The sequence below is a fragment of the Streptomyces sp. NPDC045026 genome, from assembly GCF_056432625.1.
On record NZ_JBWKIS010000021.1, the window covers coordinates 73,191 to 89,512 of the forward strand.

Consider the following 16,322-nt stretch of genomic DNA (forward strand, 5'->3'; position numbering starts at 1 on the left):
GCCTGTCCGTCGGGCCCGCTCCGGCCTCCGCCCGTCCGGGGCGGGGCACGGGGCGGGCTCGCCCGCTATGGCGAGGTCACCCGTCGGTCGGCCCCGCCTCCGGGCAGCCCGCCGGATCCGCGCACAGGTTCGCCTCGACCTTGGCGAGCAGCCGCAGGAGTTCGGTCTGCTCCTCCTTGTCGAGGCCGCGCAGCGTGTGGTCCTCCAGCTCGCCCCATTGGTGCTGCACGTCGCCGAGCAGGCCGCAGCTGGCGTCCGTGGTCTCCACGAGCACGGCCCGCCGGTCGCGCGGGTCGGGACTGCGCCGCACATGGCCGGCCTGTTCGAGCCGCTGGAGCATCTTCGTCACCGTGGACGGGTCCAGGTCGACCGCCTTGATGAGCTCCGACTGACGCACGGGCCCCTTGTCCCACAGGTGCATCATCAGGAACTCCTGGCCCGGATAGAGGCCGAGCCCGCGCAGCAGCTTGCCCGCGGCGGTCCGGTGCAGGCGGGCGACGCGGGAGAGCGCATGGCTGACGGGGCCGCAGCGGGCGGCCTCGGGCAGGTGCTCACTACAAGGTGGCTCGTCCGTCATGGCGACTCCTGATCGGTTCGGCCTCGCCGTGGAGTCCGGTCTCTCCACGGGTTCGGTCTCTTCACACAGAGATTACCTTGGTCGGCCAATGAATCGGCTACAGTGACACACGGCTCGATTACTTGGCCGACCACATATTGGTCGGCGCTGCCTTGCCTGCCCTTGGATGGAGTAGCCATGACCACCGCCTTCGACCCGATCGACCTCTCCGGCGTCCAGCTCGCCAACCGCATCGCCATGGCCCCGATAACCCGCAGCCGGGCCGGCGAGGGCGGCACCGCCACCGACCTGACCGCCGAGTATTACGCGCAGCGCGCCTCGGCCGGCCTGATCATCACCGAGGGCATCCAGCCGTCCGCCGCCGGGCAGGGCTACGCATGGACCCCGGGCCTGCACAGCGACGAGCAGATCGACTCCTGGCGCAAGGTCACCGACGCCGTGCACGCCAAGGGCGGCACGATCTACGCGCAGATCATGCACGCGGGCCGGATCAGCCACCCGGTGCTGCTGCCCGAGGGCCGGACCCCGGTCGCCCCGTCGCCGGTCGCCCCGGCCGGCCAGGGCTTCACCCATGAGGGCATGAAGGACTTCGTCACCCCGCGCGCGCTGACCGGCGACGAGATCCGCGCGACCATCGCCGACTACGCCACCGCCGCCCGCAACGCGATCGAGGCAGGCTTCGACGGCGTGGAGCTGCACGGCGCCAACGGCTACCTCATCCACCAGTTCCTCGCGCCCAACACCAACCTGCGTGACGACGAGTGGGGCGGCAGCGTGGAGAACCGCATCCGCTTCGCCGTCGAAGTCGTCAAGGCCGTCGCCGCCGAGATCGGTGCCGAGCGGACCGGTCTGCGGATCTCGCCCGCGAACGCGTACAACTCCATCGAGGAGAGCGACCCGGCGCCGACGTACACCGCGCTGGTCACGGAGATCGAGCCGCTCGGCATCTCCTACCTGCACGTCCTGGAGAGTTCGGACATCCGAGAGCTGACGCTGGCGCTGCGCAAGCAGTTCTCGGGCACGTTCGTCATCAACGTCCTCAGCGACGGGCCCACGGGGCACGGCGACCTCTCCGTGATCGAGGACGGCATCGCCGACATCATCACGTTCGGCGCGCTCTTCCTCGCCAACCCCGACCTGCCCGCCCGCCTGAAGACGCAGGGCCCGTACAACACCCCGGACCCGGCGACGTTCTTCGGCGGCGACGCGAAGGGCTACACGGACTACCCGGCGCTGTAGCCGCACATGTGAGTCGGTGCGGGACCGTTTCCGGTCCCGCACCGTAATTGACCTGCGATCACAGGTCACTTCACCGGAGTCACCTTGGCCGCCGCGAACAGCCGAGCTGCGGCTCGGCGACTCGCACGGCGTCGCGCTCCCGACTGCCCCCTACGACGGGACGGTCACGGGTCGCATCCGGCACACCGGGGTGTGCCGCGGGACGGATGACAGAGCCCCACGCGCGGACATTGCTGCCCGGCGACCCCAGCCCGGTCGATGGCCTGCGTAAACCGGGTCCACCAGCAGAAGCTGGATCTGTGCCTTGAAGCCTCGCGTGCTGGCGTCAGCACGTTACGGGCTTGCTTGCGCACGAGGGGCCGATTTCACTGAAAGTCACACGATAGGCGTGAAGTCCCGCGCCCCAATGAACTCGGGCCGTCGCACCGGAGCCGCGAACGGCTCCACCGCCGCGTTCTCCACGCTGTTGAACACGATGAAGACGTTCGAGCGCGGGTACGGGGTGATGTTGTCCCCGGAGCCGTGCATGGCGTTGCAGTCGAACCACGTCGCCGAACCCGCGCTGCCGGTGAACAGGCGGATGCCGTGCCGGTCCGCGAACGCGGTCAGCGCCTCGTCCGAGGGTGTGCCCGCGTCCTGCATCTGGAGGGACTTCTTGTAGTTGTCCCTCGGCGTCTCGCCCGCGCAGCCCAGGAACGTCCTGTGCGACCCCGGCATGATCATCAAGCCGCCGTTGGTGTCGTAGTTCTCGGTCAGCGCGATCGAGACGGACACGGTCCGCATGTTCGGCAGGCCGTCCTCCGCGTGCCAGGTCTCGAAGTCCGAGTGCCAGTAGAAGCCACTCGCCCCGAAACCGGGCTTGACGTTGATCCGCGACTGGTGGACGTAGACGTCCGAGCCGAGGATCTGGCGGGCCCGGTCCACGACACGCTCGTCGCGCACCAGATTCGCGAACACCTCGCTGAGCCTGTGCACCTCGAAGACGGACCGCACGTCCTGCGACGTCGGCTCGACGATCGAGCGCTTGTCGGCCTTGATCGCCGGGTCGGTGATCAGCCGGTTCAACTCGGCCTGGTACACGCCGATCTCGTCCGGGCCGATCAGTTCCTCGATCGCGAGGAAGCCGTCCCGTTCGAAGCCCGCGAGGTCCGACTGACGGATCGGACCCCGCGCCCCCGGCGGCGACCAGACGACCGGGTCGACGCGCGGGGTGGCCACCTCAACAGCGCCGCGGGTCGGGTACAGGTCTGTGACGTCAGGGTCCGCAGAAAGGGCGGTCATGGGGGATCAGGCCTCCTCGGGCTCGGTCAGCAGCGGGTAGACGCCGTTCTCGTCGTGGTCCTCCCGCCCGGTGACGGGCGGGTTGAACACGCACACGCAGCGGAAGTCCGTCTTGGGCCGCAGCGTGTGGTGCTCGTGGCCGTTCAGGAGGTACATGGTGCCCGGCTCGATCCAGTGCTTCTCGCCGGTCTCCTCGTTGGTGAGCTCGGCCTCGCCCTCGACGCACAGCACGGCCTCGATGTGGTTCGCGTACCACATCCTCGTCTCCGTACCCGCGTAGAGGATCGTCTCGTGCAGGGAGAAGCCGACCCTCTCCTTGGCGAGCACGATGCGCTTGCTCTCCCACGTGCCGGACGCGGCTTTCACGTGCCGGTCGGTGTTCTCGATCTCCTTGAACGAACGGACAATCACGGTGAGTTGCTGCCTCTCTCTTCTGCGTTCCTGAGGGGTGTCAGGCGGTCTCGCGCACGGCCCTGGTGAGTGTGCGCAGCCCCTCTTCCAGCTCCTCGGGCGTGATCGTCAGCGCCGGAAGCAGCTTGACGACCTCGCTCTCGGGGCCGGAGGTCTCGATGAGCAGACCGAGCTCGAAGGCGCGCTTGGCCACCTTGCCCGCCCGCTCCTTGTCGCGGAACTCGATGCCCCACACCAGGCCGCGGCCGCGGTACTCGACGGTGTCGTGCGGGTACTCGGCGCGCAGCGCGCTCAGGGTCTCCTCGATCTGCTGGCCGCGCGCCAGGGTCTGCTTCTCCATGGCGGCGCCGTCGGTCCAGTACGTCTCCAGGGCGGCGGCGGCCGTCACGAACGCGGGGTTGTTGCCGCGGAACGTGCCGTTGTGCTCGCCCGGCTCCCAGATGTCGAGCTCCGGCTTGAACAGGCACAGGGACATGGGGAGTCCGTACCCGCTGATGGACTTCGAAACGGTCACGATGTCCGGCGTGATGCCCGCCTCCTCGAAGGAGAAGAAGGCGCCGGTGCGGCCGCAGCCCATCTGGATGTCGTCGACGATCAGAAGCATGTCCCAGCGCTTGCACACGTCGGCGAGCTTGCGCAGCCACTCGGCGCGGGCCACGTTGATGCCGCCCTCGCCCTGCACCGTCTCGACGATCACGGCGGCGGGCGTGTTCAGGCCCGAGCCGGAGTCCTCGAGGAGGCGCTCGAACCAGATGAAGTCCGGCGTCTGCCCGTCGAGGTAGTTGTCGAACGGCATCGGGGTGCCGTGCACCAGCGGGATGCCGGCGCCCGCGCGCTTGAAGGCGTTGCCGGTCACCGCGAGGGAGCCGAGCGACATGCCGTGGAAGGCGTTCGTGAACGACACGATCGACTCGCGGCCCTTGACCTTGCGGGCCAGCTTCAGCGCCGACTCGACGGCGTTGGTGCCCGTCGGGCCCGGGAACATGACCTTGTACGGCAGGTCACGCGGGCGCAGGATGATGTTCTGGAACGACTCCAGGAAGGCGCGCTTCGCCGTCGTCGACATGTCGAGCCCGTGCGCGACGCCGTCGCGCTCCAGGTAGTCGATCAGGGCGCGTTTGAGGACCGGGTTGTTGTGCCCGTAGTTGAGCGATCCCGCGCCTGCGAAGAAGTCGAGGTAGTCGTGGCCGTCCTCGTCGAACATGCGGCTGCCCTGCGCCCGGTCGAAGACGACGGGCCAACCGCGGCAGTAGCTGCGCACCTCCGACTCAAGGGTCTCGAAGACGCTCAGGTCCGGCTGGGTGATGGTCACAGCGAATCTCCTGGGAGATGGAAGTGGGGGATGGCTTGGAACAGGTCGGGCGATGGAGCAGTCACCGTCACGCGGTCTCGCGGTGACGCGGTCTCGCGGTGACGAGAAGTGATGGGGGGCGGGGCCGGTCGTGGGTCAGACGATCGGCCCGATGCGGTGGAGGACCTCGGGCTCGTGCCCGTCGTCCGGGAAGAGGCCCGCGTCGAACAGCACCGTCTGCGCGACCTCCGCGCCGTTGCGCCGCGCGAACGAGGCGAACAGCCGCTGCGAGGCGGTGTTGTCGGGCGAGATGGTCGTCTCGAGCACGGTCGTCGCGCGGTCGGCGGCGACCTTCGCCCAGAGCCCGTCGAGCAGCGCCCCGGCCAGACCGCGCCCCCGGTGCGCATGGTCGACGGCCACCTGCCACACCACGAGGGTGCGCGGGTTCTCCGGCCGGATGTACCCGGTGATGAACCCGGCGACGGAGCCGGCGGCGTCGCGTGCCACGACGGACGTGGCGGCGAAGTCCCGGCACCACAGCAGATAGCTGTACGAGGAGTTGAGATCGAGCACCTTCGAGTCGCGGGCGATGCGCCAGATAGCGGCTCCGTCGGCCACCTCGGGCCGGTCGATCCGCAGGCTCTCGGGCATTTCCAGGAATTGCGCGGTCATGTGAATTCAATTTACCGAGCAATTTCTGGGATTGCATCGGGGGAGAGGGTTACGTAAATGCTCGTCCTGTGTTATCGCGCGGGGGTGGGCGCGCACGCGAAATCTCGGCGGTATGCGTAGATTTGCCTGGGGCGAAGTACGCAAAACGACTTCGGTGTGGAGTGCGTCACAGGCGCGTAACCCGCGCGAGACGCGTCCGAATTACGCCGTTTCCCGTTGTTGAAATCTTAGTGTTTACGTCCCCGGAAAGCGGGCAGAAGAATATGGGAAGCTGCGCTGAGAAATGCGTGAGAATTGGCCCGGAAAATAAAAGAAGGGCGCCACCCCCATTGAAGGGGCGGCGCCCGCCTTTGTGAAGTCGCGGGACCGCGCGGGTTACCCCCAGGCCGCCGCGACGGCCCGGCGCGCACCCTCGAGGTCCACCGGCGCGCCGGACCCCTCCAGCTCGGCGAGCGCGCCGCCGAGCGCGGCGAGCGAGGACTGCACGACGCCCCGGGTGGCCTGCGGGCCGTAGTGGTTGACGCGGATCATCTCCTTGGCGAGCGCCCCGCCGCCGGCCACCAGCGGCAGGACCGGGTCCACCGCCAGCGCTCGCGCGACCAGCTCCGAGGCGTCGATCCCCGCCGGGGCGCGCAGTGTCGTCGCCACCGGCGCCGCGTCCCGCGCCTCGTACACGTACGGCTCGATGCCGCCGCCCAGGGCGAGCGCGCCCGCCCGGGTGGCCGCGGCCGCGCCGGCGTGACGGGCCATCAGCGCGTCGAGGCCCTCCGCCTCGATGCGCTCGGTGCACGCCTCCAGGGCCAGCATCTCCAGCTGCGCCGGCGCGTGCAGCAGCGCCTTGCGCCCGCCGTCGATCCAGCGGTGCTTCCAGTCGAGCAGCGACAGGTAGGAGTGGCGCGGCGCCTGCGGGTTGGACTCCATCCGCTCCCACGCCCGCGCGCTGACGGACACCGCGGAGACGCCCGCGGGGCCGCCCATGGCCTTCTGCGCGCCGATCACGCACAGGTCCACGCCCCACGCGTCGGGCAGGACCGGCTCGGCGGCGATCGACGCGACCGCGTCCAGGTAGAACAGCGCGCCGTGCTCCCGCACCACCTCGCCGATCTCGGCGACCGGGTTCGTGTTGCCGGTCGCCGCCTCCGCGTGGACGAGCGAGACGAAGTCGGTCTCGGGGTGCTCGGCGAGCGCGGCACGCACCTGTTCGGCCGTCACGGCGGTGTGGAACGGGACCGCCAGGTCGTAGACCGTCGCGCCGCTGTCCCGCAGCCAGTCGCCGAAGGTCTGGCCGTAGGGGCCCGTGATGATGTTCAGGGCCACGGTGCCCGGACGCGCGGTGCCGCGGATCGCGCCTTCGAGGGGCAGCAGCGCCTCGCCCTGCATGATCACGACGTCCTGCGAGGTGTCGAGCAGCCCGGCCACGCGCCGCTCGATCGAGGCGAAGTGCTCGGCGCTCAGGGGGGCCAGGTCAAGAAAGGGGTGGGTCACGATCGTGCTCTCTTCGCTCTCTGGGCTCACGTCGCCCGTGATCTTCGTTCACGAGTTCGTACGGCGGGCTGCCGTTCCGAGCGTACCCACCGGCCTCATAGGCTTCTGACATGAGTGAGCGCACGGTGCTGCACGTGAAGGGGCGGGTCCTGGTCGGGCCCGACGACGTCCGGGACGAGCTGTGGGTCGTGGGCGGGCGGGTGACGTACGACCGTCCGGCCGGGCCCGGCCTCGACATCACAACCGTCGACGGGTGGGCCATGCCCGGCCTCGTCGACGCGCACTGCCATGTCGGCCTGGACACACACGGCCCGGTGGCCGCCGACGTCGCCGAGAAGCAGGCCCTCACCGACCGCGAGGCCGGCACGCTCCTGATCCGCGACGCGGGCTCCCCCTCCGACACCCGCTGGATCGACGACCGCGAGGACCTGCCCAGGATCATCAGGGCCGGGCAGCACATCGCCCGCACCCGCCGCTACATCCGCAACTACGCGCACGAGATCGAGCCGCCCGAGCTGGTCGCCTACGTGGCGCGGGAGGCGAAGCGCGGCGACGGCTGGGTGAAGCTGGTCGGCGACTGGATCGACCGCGACGCGGGCGACCTGACCGCGTGCTGGCCCCGCGAGGAGGTCGAGGCCGCGATCACGGAGGCGCACCGGCTCGGCGCCCGCGTCACGGCCCACTGCTTCGCCGAGGACTCGCTGCGCGACCTCGTCGAGGCAGGCATCGACTGCATCGAGCACGCGACGGGCCTCACCGAGGACACCGTCCCGCTGTTCGCCGAGCGCGGCGTCGCGATCGTCCCGACCCTCGTCAACATCGCCACGTTCCCGCAGATCGCGGCGGCCGGCGAGGCCAAGTTCCCCCGCTGGTCGGCCCATCTGACCCGCCTGTGGGAGCGCCGCTACGACACGGTGCGCGCGGCGTACGACGCCGGGGTGCCGGTCTACGTCGGCACCGACGCCGGCGGTTCGCTCGCGCACGGCCTCGTGGCCGCTGAGGTCGCCGAGCTACTCAAGGCGGGACTCCCGGCCGTGGACGCGCTCTCCGCGACGGCGTGGGGAGCCCGCGCCTGGCTCGGCCGCCCCGGCCTGGACGAGGGCGCTCCGGCCGACCTCGTGGTCTACGAGTCGGACCCCCGCGCCGACGTACGGGTCCTCGCCTCGCCCCGGCGCGTGGTGCTGCGCGGCCGCATCGTGGGCTGAACCGGCCGCAGGCGGACGCGGGTTGACGGAACGTGACGCCGCGGCCCGTGCGCTCGTTGCACACCATCTGTGTGCGCCCGCGCGGCCGACCGGCGCGTTCGACGCGCACCGGTCGGCCGCGTGACAACAGAGGGGCAGCAGAGGGAAAACAGAGGAACAGGCGAACAATCGAGCCCGGAGATTCGAAGACCAGCTCGGAAACCTCACTTTGGAGTGAACTCGCGTCAGGTTGCCGCCCGTTCACTCTCAGTGCGTAAAGATTCCCTCCATCGAGGCCGACGGCGCGCCCCAGCGATGTCCCCCATGGCGGGGCGGGGCCGACGGCTCCATTTCTCTCGTGGGGGTCCCATCAGCATGCCCAGCACCACCTTCCGCACGCCCGCACGCCGCCTCGCCGCGTCGGCCGCTGCCACGGCCCTGGCCGTCGCCCCGGCGCTGCTCGCCACCGCGGGCACCGCGCACGCGACGGGCGGTCACGGCGGCAAGTCGAGCGCTGTCGTCCTGCGCACCGGCCTGAATGTCTCCCTGCTCAACAAGACCGTGAACGTCCCGCTCACGGCCACGCTCAACGAGGTGCAGGCCCCCGCCAGTGCCGAGAAGACCGCTCTCACGGTCAAGCTGGACGGCGTCGACGGCGGGCGGCCGTTCAGCGTCCTGCGGGCGGACGTGGCGACCGCGAAGGCCACCGTCGACGACCACAAGGCGCAGGGGTACAGCAACCTCGCCCACGCCAAGGTCCACATCCCGGGCCTGCCGCTGCTCTCGCTCATCGAGGTCGGCCAGGTCACATCGAAGGCGGTCTGCGAGACGGGGAAGCGGCCCGTCGCCGAGTCGAACGTCCTGGGCGCGGTCACGGTCCTCGGCAAGAAGGTGACCCTGTCGGCGGGCGGTACCACCGAGGTGAAGGTCCCGGGCGTGGGCGAGGTCCGGCTCGACCTTTCGAAGACGCACACCACGTCCCGTACGGCGGCCGCCTCCGCGCTCGAACTGAAGGTGTCCGTCAACCCGCTCAAGCTGAACGTGGCGGAGGTGGAGGGCACGGTGACCCTCGCCGGCGCGACCTGCGAGACGCCCAAGGCGGCGCCCGCGCAGAAGCCCCCGGCCAAGCCTGCCGACGACGTGAAGCCGCAGGGCGGCGCCGCCGAGCCGATCGCCAAGCCCGCCGCCAAGGCGGACCTCGCGGAGACCGGGGGGAGCTCGATGACGCCGTACATCGCGGGCGGCGCCGTCGTGCTGCTGGTCGCGGGCGGCGGGGCCGTCGCCGTCGCGCGGCGCGCGCGTTCCTGACCCGAGGGGCCAGGACCCGAGGGCCCGAGGGGGGACCGGAGGGGAGCGGGTGGGCGGGAGTGCAGGGGACACTCCCGCCCACCCGCATGTGTCCGTCAGTCGCTGATCAGCGCCTGGTCGAGCGCCTGGAGGAACCGGCCCGTCGTCGCCCTGTCCCGTACCGCGAGACGCAGCCACTCCGTGCCGAGGCCCGGGAACGTGTCGCCGCGCCGCACCGCGAACCCCCGCTCCCGCAGCCGCGCGCGCAGCGCCGCCGCCCCCGGGACCCGTATCAGCACGAACGGACCTTCCGCGGGACCCGCCACCGACACGCCCTCCGCGGCGAACTCCGCGAGCCCCGCGACCAGATGGGTCCGGTCCGCCGCGATGCGGTGCGCCGCGTGCGCCGCCTCCGCGAGGGCGCGCGGCGACACACACGCCTCGGCCGCGGCCAGCGCCGGCGTGGACACCGGCCACAGCGGCTGCGCCCGCTCCAGCTCCGCGACGGTGTCCGGATCCGCCAGTACGTAGCCGATCCGCAGCCCCGCGAGCCCCCACGTCTTCGTCAGGCTGCGCAGCACCACGAGCCCCGGCACGTCGCTCCGGCCCGCGAGGGCCTCCCGCTCGCCGGGGACCGCGTCCATGAACGCCTCGTCCACCACCAACACCCGCCCGGGGCGGGCCAGTTCAGCGATGAGGGCGGCCGGGTGCAGAACCGACGTCGGGTTCGTCGGATTGCCGATCACGACCAGGTCCGCGTCCTCGGGCACGGCCGCCGGGTCGAGCCGGAAGCCGTCCTCCTCGCGCAGCAGGACCCGGTCCACGGCATGCCCCGCGTCCCGCAGCGCCGCCTCCGGCTCCGTGAACTGCGGGTGCACGACCACCGGGTGACGGACCTTCAGAGCGCGCGCGAGCAGCACGAACGCCTCCGCCGCCCCCGCCGTGAGCAGCACCCGCTCCACGGGAAGCCCGTGCCGGCGGGCCACCGCCTCGCGGGCCGCCCGCCCGTCCGGATACGCGGCGAGCCCGCCGAGCGAGTCCGCGATGTGCTCGCGCAGCCACACCGGCGGAGTGTCCGAGCGGACGTTCACCGCGAGATCCGTCAGGTCCGCGCCCGTGCCGCGGACCTCCGCGTCACCGTGGTGGCGCAGATCGTGACCGTCGTCAGTGCGCATGCGAGTGGGAGTGCCCGTGGCCGTGCGAGTGCCCGTGACCGTGGTGGTCGCCGTCGTCGTCCGGGTGGAAGTGCGGCTGCTGCGGAAGCCCCACCTTGTCCTCGAACCCCGGCAGCGCGATCCGGTACACGCAGGTGTCGCAGTTCATCCGCAGATCGCCGCGGACGGCCTCCTCGTACCGCTCCATGACCAGGTCGATCAGCTCCGGCTCCGGGCCGATCACCGCGGCGGAGAGCACCTCGACGTCCGGGTGGGCAGACGCCCAGCCCTCCGTCTGCTGCCGCACCCGGTCCGGCAGGATCCCCGTGAACAGGAAGTACGGCAGGACGACGATGCGCCGCGCGCCGAGCTTCACGCACCGGTCGAGGCCCGACGGCACGTCCGGCGCGGCCAGCGACACGAACGCCGTCTCCACGCCCGCGTAGCCGCGGCCCTCCCACAAAAGCCGCGCCGCCTTGTGCACCTCGGCGTTGGCGTCCGGGTCCGTCGAACCACGGCCCACGAGCAGGACCGTCACATCGGCCCGGTCCTCCGGCGTGCGGACCCCGCCGCCCAGCGCCTCGTCGAGACGCCGCTCAAGGACCTGGAGCAGCGACGGGTGCGGACCCAGCGGACGCCCGTACGTGTAAGAGATCCCCGGGTGCCGCTCCTTCTCGCGGGCGAGCGCGGCCGGGATGTCGCCCTTGGCGTGCCCCGCCGACACCAGCATCAGCGGCACCGCCGCGAACCGGCGCACCCCGCGCTCCACGAGCTCGCCCACCGCCTCCGTCAGGGGCGGCGGCGACAGCTCGATGAAGCCGCCCGCCACGGGCAGGTCGGGACGGCGGCGGCCGAGCTCCCTGACGAAGTCGCGGAAGGCTTCGGCACCGGCCTCGTCGCGGGTGCCGTGTCCGGCGATGAGCAGAGCGGGCGGGGTGGTCACGAGGACTCCTTACGGGTGGTGCTGTTGCTGGTGGTGTTGGCGGTAGCGGGACTGGCAGGGGTGTCGGAGGGCCGGTGCTGCCAGCGGTAGCCGCGCGGGGTGACCATACGGCCCGCGATCCGCCGGGTGGCCGTGTTGCCGACGGTCACGACGGTCATCATGTCGACCCAGGCCGGGTCGAGTTCGCCCAGGGTGGTCAGTCGGCTCGACTCGTCGGCGCGGGACGCGTTGCGCACCACGCCCACGGGCGTGCCCGGCTCGCGGTGCTCGGCGAGGATGCCGAGGGCCTTCGGCAGCTGCCAGTCACGGCCCCGGCTGCGCGGGTTGTAGAACGTGACCACGATGTCCGCCTCCGCGGCGGCCCGTACCCGGCGCTCGATGACCTCCCACGGTGTGTGCAGGTCGGACAGGCTGATCGAGACATGGTCGTGGCCGAGCGGCGCGCCCAGGATCGCGGCCGCCGCGAGCGCGGCCGTCACTCCCGGTACGCCCACCACGTCGATGTCGTCGGACGCCTCGGCGAGCGCGGGCGACGCCATCGCGTACACGCCCGCGTCGCCGCTGCCGATCAGCGCGACGGCCTGCCCCTTGCGGGCCTCCGCGACCGCCGTGCGGGCCCGCTCCTCCTCGGCGCCGAGCCCGGACTCCAGGATCCGGGTACCGGGCCGGAGCAGGTCCCTGATCTGGTCGACGTACTGGTCGAGGCCCACGAGGACGGACGCGGCGCGCAGTTCGTCGCGGGCGCGCGGAGTCACGAGGTCACGGGCGCCGGGGCCGAGCCCGACGACGGCGAGCCGGCCGCGTGGCGCGGTGCGCACGACGGCACACGTCGCCATCGCGGGCTTCCCGTCGGCACGCACCGACTTCCGCTTGGGGGCGAGGAGTTCACCGCCTCCGGCCAGCGCGGCGGCCTCCGCCACCGACGGCGTACCGACGGCGTCGAGCGGCGCGTCGGACGGGTTCGGCACGGCGACTGCGGCGAGCGTCTCGGCGCCGTACGTCACGACGGGCACGCCCAACTGCTCGGCGGCCTCGACGATGCCCGGCTCACCGGCCTTCGCATCGACGGTCGCGAGGCGCGCCACGGACAGCGGCGAAAGACCCGCGTCCCGCAGCGTGTCGCGCACGAGCCCCAGCACCTCGTCCACGGGCGCGCCCTTGCTGGCGCCGACCCCCACGACGAGCGACGGGGGCCGCAGGACGACCTCGTGGCCGGCGGGCTCCACGGCGCGGTCGGTGACGCGGATCGCGTGATCGGCCACCTGGTCCGGCGCGACATTGTCCGGCAGCGCCGGCAGCGGGTGGGTCAACTCGGCGTGCAGGGCGACCGGTTCACCGTCGAGGAGCGCACGGGTCACCCCGGCGACGTCCCCCTCGGCGGGCAGGCCGAGCGTGTCGAGCCCGGGTACGCCCACCGCGTCCGTCGCCGTCGTCACCACCGGCTCGGCCTCCAGCACGGCGGCCACCTCACGCGCGAGCGCGTTCGCCCCGCCCTCGTGACCCCCGAGCAGCGACACCGCGAACCGCCCGGCCTCGTCGACGCACACCACACCCGGGTCCACATGCTTGTCCCGCAGCAGCGGAGCCACGAGCCGGACCACGGCCCCCGTCGCCAGGAAGCACACCACCTGCTCGCACTCCGTGAACGCGCGCCGCACGGCGTCCCCCACGGAACCCTCGTACACCCGCGTACGCGACGGCCACGCCGACGCGAGCCGGTCGCGGGACACCGCCCCAGCCGCCGTGGCGGAAATCAGGCCGATCACTCAACTACTCCTTCGTTCAAGGAAGTCCACGGACGTTCGGGGAAGTCCACGGAAGTGGCGCTCTGCGCATCTGCATCGGGGCGTACGCCCCACACCAGGAACACCGGGTTGGCCGCGGCGAGCCGCGACACCTTGCCCGGCAGCGGCGCGAGCCGGGACGACTGGAGCAGCACCCCGTCGCTGACGAACCCGGCCGCGCCCAGTGCGTCCCGCACCGCGCCCACCCGGTCCACCGCCGCTACCGCGACCACGACGGACCGTCGCGCTCGCCGCGCGCTCGCCGTCACGATCGCGGCCAGCTCACGCCCGCCCCCGCCGATGAACACGGCGTCGGGGTCGGCGAGATCGGACAGGACGGTCGGCGCCGCGCCGTGCACGACGCGTACGTCGACACCGTGGGCGGCGGCGTTGTCCCGGATCCGGGCCACGCCGTCCGCGGTCTTCTCGACGGCCACGGCCGCGGCGCCGAACCGCGCGCACTCCACGGCGACCGAGCCGGACCCGGCCCCGATGTCCCACACCAGGTCACCCGGGCGCGGCCCGAGCCGCGCGAGCGCGAGCGCCCGCACCTCGAACTTCGTGATCATCGAGTCGCGGTGCGCGAACTCGCCCTCGTCCAGGGCCCATCGGGCCGGTGGACGGCCGGGACCGGCGAGGGTGCGCACCGGGGCGAGCACCCGCTTCTCGTCCAGGCAGAGCACCACGCTCACCGCGTCGCCCCAGTCACGGGCGGCGGCCTCCGACGGCGTGACCCGCTCAAGGCCCTCGTGCTCGGGGTCGCCGAGGCGGGACGCGACGACGAGGAGGCGGTCGGCGCTGTAGTGCGCGAGTTCGGCGCCCAGCTCGGCGGGGCCCGCGCCAGGACCCGTCAGCACGGCGGTCTTCGGGTACGCGCGGCACACGTTGACCGCGGTCCGCAGGTCACGGCCGTGCGCGCTGACCACCGCCGCGTCGTCCCACGGAAGGCCGACGCGCGCGAACGCCGTCGCCACCGACGACACCCCCGGTCGCACGTCGAGCGCCGCGGGCCCGAACCGCTCGGCGAGCGCCCGCACGATCCCGAAGAACCCGGGATCGCCGGAGGCGAGCACCACGACGCCCTGACCCTTCTCCTTCTCGATGGATCGCTCGACCGCGTCCAGCGCCGGAGCCAGCGGCCCGAGCACGACCCGCTCCGCCCCGGGAGCCAGCAGGGCCTCGGCCGCGTCGAGATGACGCCGCCCGCCGACCACCACGGCGGCGGACGACAGGGCCGGATCCGGGGACAGCGGCGCCCCCGTCCCCGTACCGAAGACCGTGATCACGACTGGGCCTGCGCGGATTTCCCGGCCCGCAGCGCCGCCCGCGCCTCGGGGTCGGCCTTGCGGAAACCGTGGAAGTGGCCCGGGTGGTAGAGGTGCGAACGCGTGCCCTCCGCGTCCAGGGCGGGGCCGACCAGGAACAGCGTGTGCTTCCACAGCTTGTGCTGCTTCACGGTCTCCTCCAGCGTGCTGATCGTGCACTTCACGATCAGCTCCTCCGGCCAGGTCGCCTGGTACGCGACGACGACCGGCGTCGACGTCGGGTAGCCGCCCTCCAGAAGCTCACGCACCAACTGCCCGCTGCGCGCCGCCGAAAGGAACAGCGCCATCGTCGTGCCGTGCCGCGCGAACTCCCGGACCTCCTCGCCCGGAGGCATCGGCGTCTTGCCGCCGCCGAGCCGCGTCAGGATCACGGACTGGGCGACCTCGGGGATCGTCAGCTCGCGCTGAACGAGCGCGGCCACCGCTGAGAATGACGAGACACCCGGGATCACCTCCGTCGCGATGCCGAGCCGCGCGCACCGGTCGACCTGCTCCTGCGTGCCGCCCCACAGCGCCGGGTCCCCGGAGTGGATGCGCGCGACCCGCAGCCCGTCGCGGTGCGCCCGCTCGTACACGGCGACGACGTCCTCCAGCGACATCGTCGCCGAGTCCAGGATCTCGGCGCCCTCGCGCGCGTGGTCGAGGACCTCCTCCTGCACCAGGCTGGCCGCCCAGATGACGACATCGGCGTCGGCGATGGCGCGCGCGGCGCGGAACGTGAGCAGATCGGCGGCGCCGGGCCCGGCACCGACGAAGGTCACCTTGCCGGTGGTTGCTTCGGGCATGACTGGGGTCCTCTCGGGGATGGACGTCGTACGCGTGAGGATCACGCGGTCGTACACGGATCGGTCGTACGGAGGTACGGGAGCGGTATCGGACGGGTCGGAACGTGTGGTTCAGCCGGTCCCGGGCGTGCGCGGGGTGTGCCGATCCGCTAGCAAGGGACCATGGCCGTCCTCGTCGCACTTGGCTCGTTCGTGATGACACTCGTCGGCGGCTGGACCGCCCACCACGTCACCGACCGGCGTCACTTGGTGCTCGGATTCGCCGGCGGCCTGATGCTCGGCGTGGTCGGCTTCGACCTGCTGCCGGAGGCCCTGCACGGCGCGGGCAACGAGATCTACGGAGTGCCCGCCGCGCTGCTCCTCTTCGTCGCGGGCTTCCTCGCCGCGCACATCGTCGAGCGGCTGCTCGCGATGCGCCAGGCCGCGCACGGGGCGCAGGAGGGCGAGGAGCAGGTGCCCCAGGTCGGCCTCGGCGCCGCCTCCGCGATGGTCGGGCACAGCGTCGCGGACGGCGTCGCGATCGGCGCCTCGTTCCAGGTGAGCACGACCATGGGTTACACGGTCGCGCTCGCCGTGATCACGCACGACTTCGCGGACGGCTTCAACACGTACACGATCACGCGCGCCTACGGGAACGCCCGCCGCAAGGCACTCGCGATGGTGGGCGCGGACGCGCTCGCCCCCGTGGTGGGCGCCGCGTCGACCCTGCTCTTCACCATTCCGCCGCAGGCCCTCGCCTGCTACCTCGGGTTCTTCGGCGGCGTTCTGCTGTACATCGCGGCCGCGGAGATCCTGCCGGAGGCCGGCCACCACCACCCGGCGCGCTCCACGCTCCTGTGCACGATCGCGGGCGCCGCCCTGATGTGGCTGGTGATCGGCGCGGCGGGGGACCAGGGCCCGTTCC

General features: G+C 72.0%; 14 protein-coding genes and 1 pseudogene. 4 read left to right on the top strand and 11 right to left on the bottom strand.

Going from position 1 to position 16,322, the window contains the following annotated elements:
• Window positions 1-76: 76 nt before the first annotated feature.
• A complete protein-coding gene (locus tag AC07EJ_RS32970; RefSeq protein ID WP_389475475.1) occupies window positions 77-577 on the bottom strand; it encodes a MarR family winged helix-turn-helix transcriptional regulator in 501 nt (166 codons plus the stop codon).
• 177 nt (window positions 578-754) lie between these two features.
• Between AC07EJ_RS32970 and AC07EJ_RS32975 the strand changes: the two genes are divergently transcribed.
• On the top strand, window positions 755-1,816 hold the full coding sequence (locus AC07EJ_RS32975) for an alkene reductase (protein ID WP_478885643.1): 1,062 nt from the start codon (window positions 755-757) through the stop codon (window positions 1,814-1,816).
• A 375-nt stretch (window positions 1,817-2,191) separates the two neighbouring features.
• Here AC07EJ_RS32975 and thpD read toward each other — a convergent pair whose 3' ends face one another.
• From thpD to AC07EJ_RS33000, 5 genes are all read right to left on the bottom strand, one after another.
• Window positions 2,192-3,097 carry an ectoine hydroxylase gene (gene thpD, locus AC07EJ_RS32980; RefSeq protein WP_389475479.1) on the bottom strand — a complete coding sequence of 302 codons (906 nt, stop codon included), beginning with the start codon at window positions 3,095-3,097 and terminating at the stop codon, window positions 2,192-2,194.
• A gap of 6 nt (window positions 3,098-3,103) precedes the next feature.
• The gene (locus tag AC07EJ_RS32985; protein WP_389475481.1) at window positions 3,104-3,508 is read right to left on the bottom strand and encodes an ectoine synthase; all 405 of its coding nucleotides are present in this window, start codon (window positions 3,506-3,508) and stop codon (window positions 3,104-3,106) included.
• Window positions 3,509-3,548: 40 nt separating this feature from the next.
• Entirely contained in the window at window positions 3,549-4,820 is a 1,272-nt protein-coding gene (gene ectB / locus AC07EJ_RS32990) for a diaminobutyrate--2-oxoglutarate transaminase (protein WP_389475483.1), read from the bottom strand.
• A gap of 135 nt (window positions 4,821-4,955) precedes the next feature.
• Window positions 4,956-5,450 (bottom strand): diaminobutyrate acetyltransferase, encoded by a 495-nt coding sequence (gene ectA / locus AC07EJ_RS32995; protein WP_362908149.1) that lies wholly within the window; start codon window positions 5,448-5,450, stop codon window positions 4,956-4,958.
• A 396-nt stretch (window positions 5,451-5,846) separates the two neighbouring features.
• Window positions 5,847-6,956: a pyridoxal-phosphate-dependent aminotransferase family protein gene (locus AC07EJ_RS33000; protein WP_389475662.1), complete on the bottom strand. Its 1,110-nt coding sequence runs from the start codon at window positions 6,954-6,956 to the stop codon at window positions 5,847-5,849.
• Between the two features lie 110 nt (window positions 6,957-7,066).
• On the opposite strand from AC07EJ_RS33000, the gene AC07EJ_RS33005 reads away from it, so the two are divergent.
• Both AC07EJ_RS33005 and AC07EJ_RS33010 read left to right on the top strand, forming a co-directional pair.
• A complete protein-coding gene (locus AC07EJ_RS33005) occupies window positions 7,067-8,161 on the top strand; it encodes an amidohydrolase family protein (protein ID WP_393585819.1) in 1,095 nt (364 codons plus the stop codon).
• A 354-nt stretch (window positions 8,162-8,515) separates the two neighbouring features.
• A complete protein-coding gene (locus AC07EJ_RS33010) occupies window positions 8,516-9,448 on the top strand; it encodes an SCO1860 family LAETG-anchored protein (RefSeq protein ID WP_389475485.1) in 933 nt (310 codons plus the stop codon).
• 95 nt (window positions 9,449-9,543) lie between these two features.
• On the opposite strand, the gene cobC is transcribed toward AC07EJ_RS33010, so the two are convergent.
• The 5 genes from cobC to cobM are packed head-to-tail and all read right to left on the bottom strand — an operon-like array spanning window position 9,544 to window position 15,418.
• The gene (gene cobC / locus AC07EJ_RS33015) at window positions 9,544-10,602 is read right to left on the bottom strand and encodes an Rv2231c family histidinol phosphate aminotransferase CobC (RefSeq protein ID WP_389475487.1); all 1,059 of its coding nucleotides are present in this window, start codon (window positions 10,600-10,602) and stop codon (window positions 9,544-9,546) included.
• A complete protein-coding gene (locus AC07EJ_RS33020; RefSeq protein WP_389475489.1) occupies window positions 10,592-11,524 on the bottom strand; it encodes a sirohydrochlorin chelatase in 933 nt (310 codons plus the stop codon). The genes cobC and AC07EJ_RS33020 overlap by 11 nt, the downstream gene beginning before the upstream one ends.
• Complete coding sequence (cobJ, locus tag AC07EJ_RS33025) at window positions 11,521-13,290, bottom strand: precorrin-3B C(17)-methyltransferase (RefSeq protein WP_389475491.1); 1,770 nt, start codon at window positions 13,288-13,290, stop codon at window positions 11,521-11,523. Before cobJ ends, AC07EJ_RS33020 begins: the two co-directional genes overlap by 4 nt.
• Window positions 13,287-14,594: a precorrin-6y C5,15-methyltransferase (decarboxylating) subunit CbiE gene (gene cbiE / locus AC07EJ_RS33030; RefSeq protein ID WP_389475493.1), complete on the bottom strand. Its 1,308-nt coding sequence runs from the start codon at window positions 14,592-14,594 to the stop codon at window positions 13,287-13,289. Before cbiE ends, cobJ begins: the two co-directional genes overlap by 4 nt.
• Window positions 14,591-15,418 (bottom strand): precorrin-4 C(11)-methyltransferase, encoded by an 828-nt coding sequence (gene cobM / locus AC07EJ_RS33035; RefSeq protein WP_326776391.1) that lies wholly within the window; start codon window positions 15,416-15,418, stop codon window positions 14,591-14,593. Before cobM ends, cbiE begins: the two co-directional genes overlap by 4 nt.
• Window positions 15,419-15,580: 162 nt before the next feature.
• Between cobM and AC07EJ_RS33040 the strand changes: the two are divergent.
• A pseudogene (locus tag AC07EJ_RS33040) lies at window positions 15,581-16,303 on the top strand (ZIP family metal transporter); the annotation flags it as partial.
• Window positions 16,304-16,322 lie beyond the last annotated feature (19 nt).

What these genes read in the sequence shown, in the direction of transcription:
- AC07EJ_RS32970 (WP_389475475.1), bottom strand. Translation starts at nt 577, where the DNA reads ATGACGGACGAGCCACCTTGTAGTGAGCACCTGCCCGAGGCCGCCCGC.
- thpD (WP_389475479.1), bottom strand. Translation starts at nt 3,097, where the DNA reads ATGACCGCCCTTTCTGCGGACCCTGACGTCACAGACCTGTACCCGACC.
- ectA (WP_362908149.1), bottom strand. Translation starts at nt 5,450, where the DNA reads ATGCCCGAGAGCCTGCGGATCGACCGGCCCGAGGTGGCCGACGGAGCC.
- cobM (WP_326776391.1), bottom strand. Translation starts at nt 15,418, where the DNA reads ATGCCCGAAGCAACCACCGGCAAGGTGACCTTCGTCGGTGCCGGGCCC.
- cobC (WP_389475487.1), bottom strand. Translation starts at nt 10,602, where the DNA reads ATGCGCACTGACGACGGTCACGATCTGCGCCACCACGGTGACGCGGAG.
- AC07EJ_RS33010 (WP_389475485.1), top strand. Translation starts at nt 8,516, where the DNA reads ATGCCCAGCACCACCTTCCGCACGCCCGCACGCCGCCTCGCCGCGTCG.
- AC07EJ_RS33005 (WP_393585819.1), top strand. Translation starts at nt 7,067, where the DNA reads ATGAGTGAGCGCACGGTGCTGCACGTGAAGGGGCGGGTCCTGGTCGGG.
- AC07EJ_RS32975 (WP_478885643.1), top strand. Translation starts at nt 755, where the DNA reads ATGACCACCGCCTTCGACCCGATCGACCTCTCCGGCGTCCAGCTCGCC.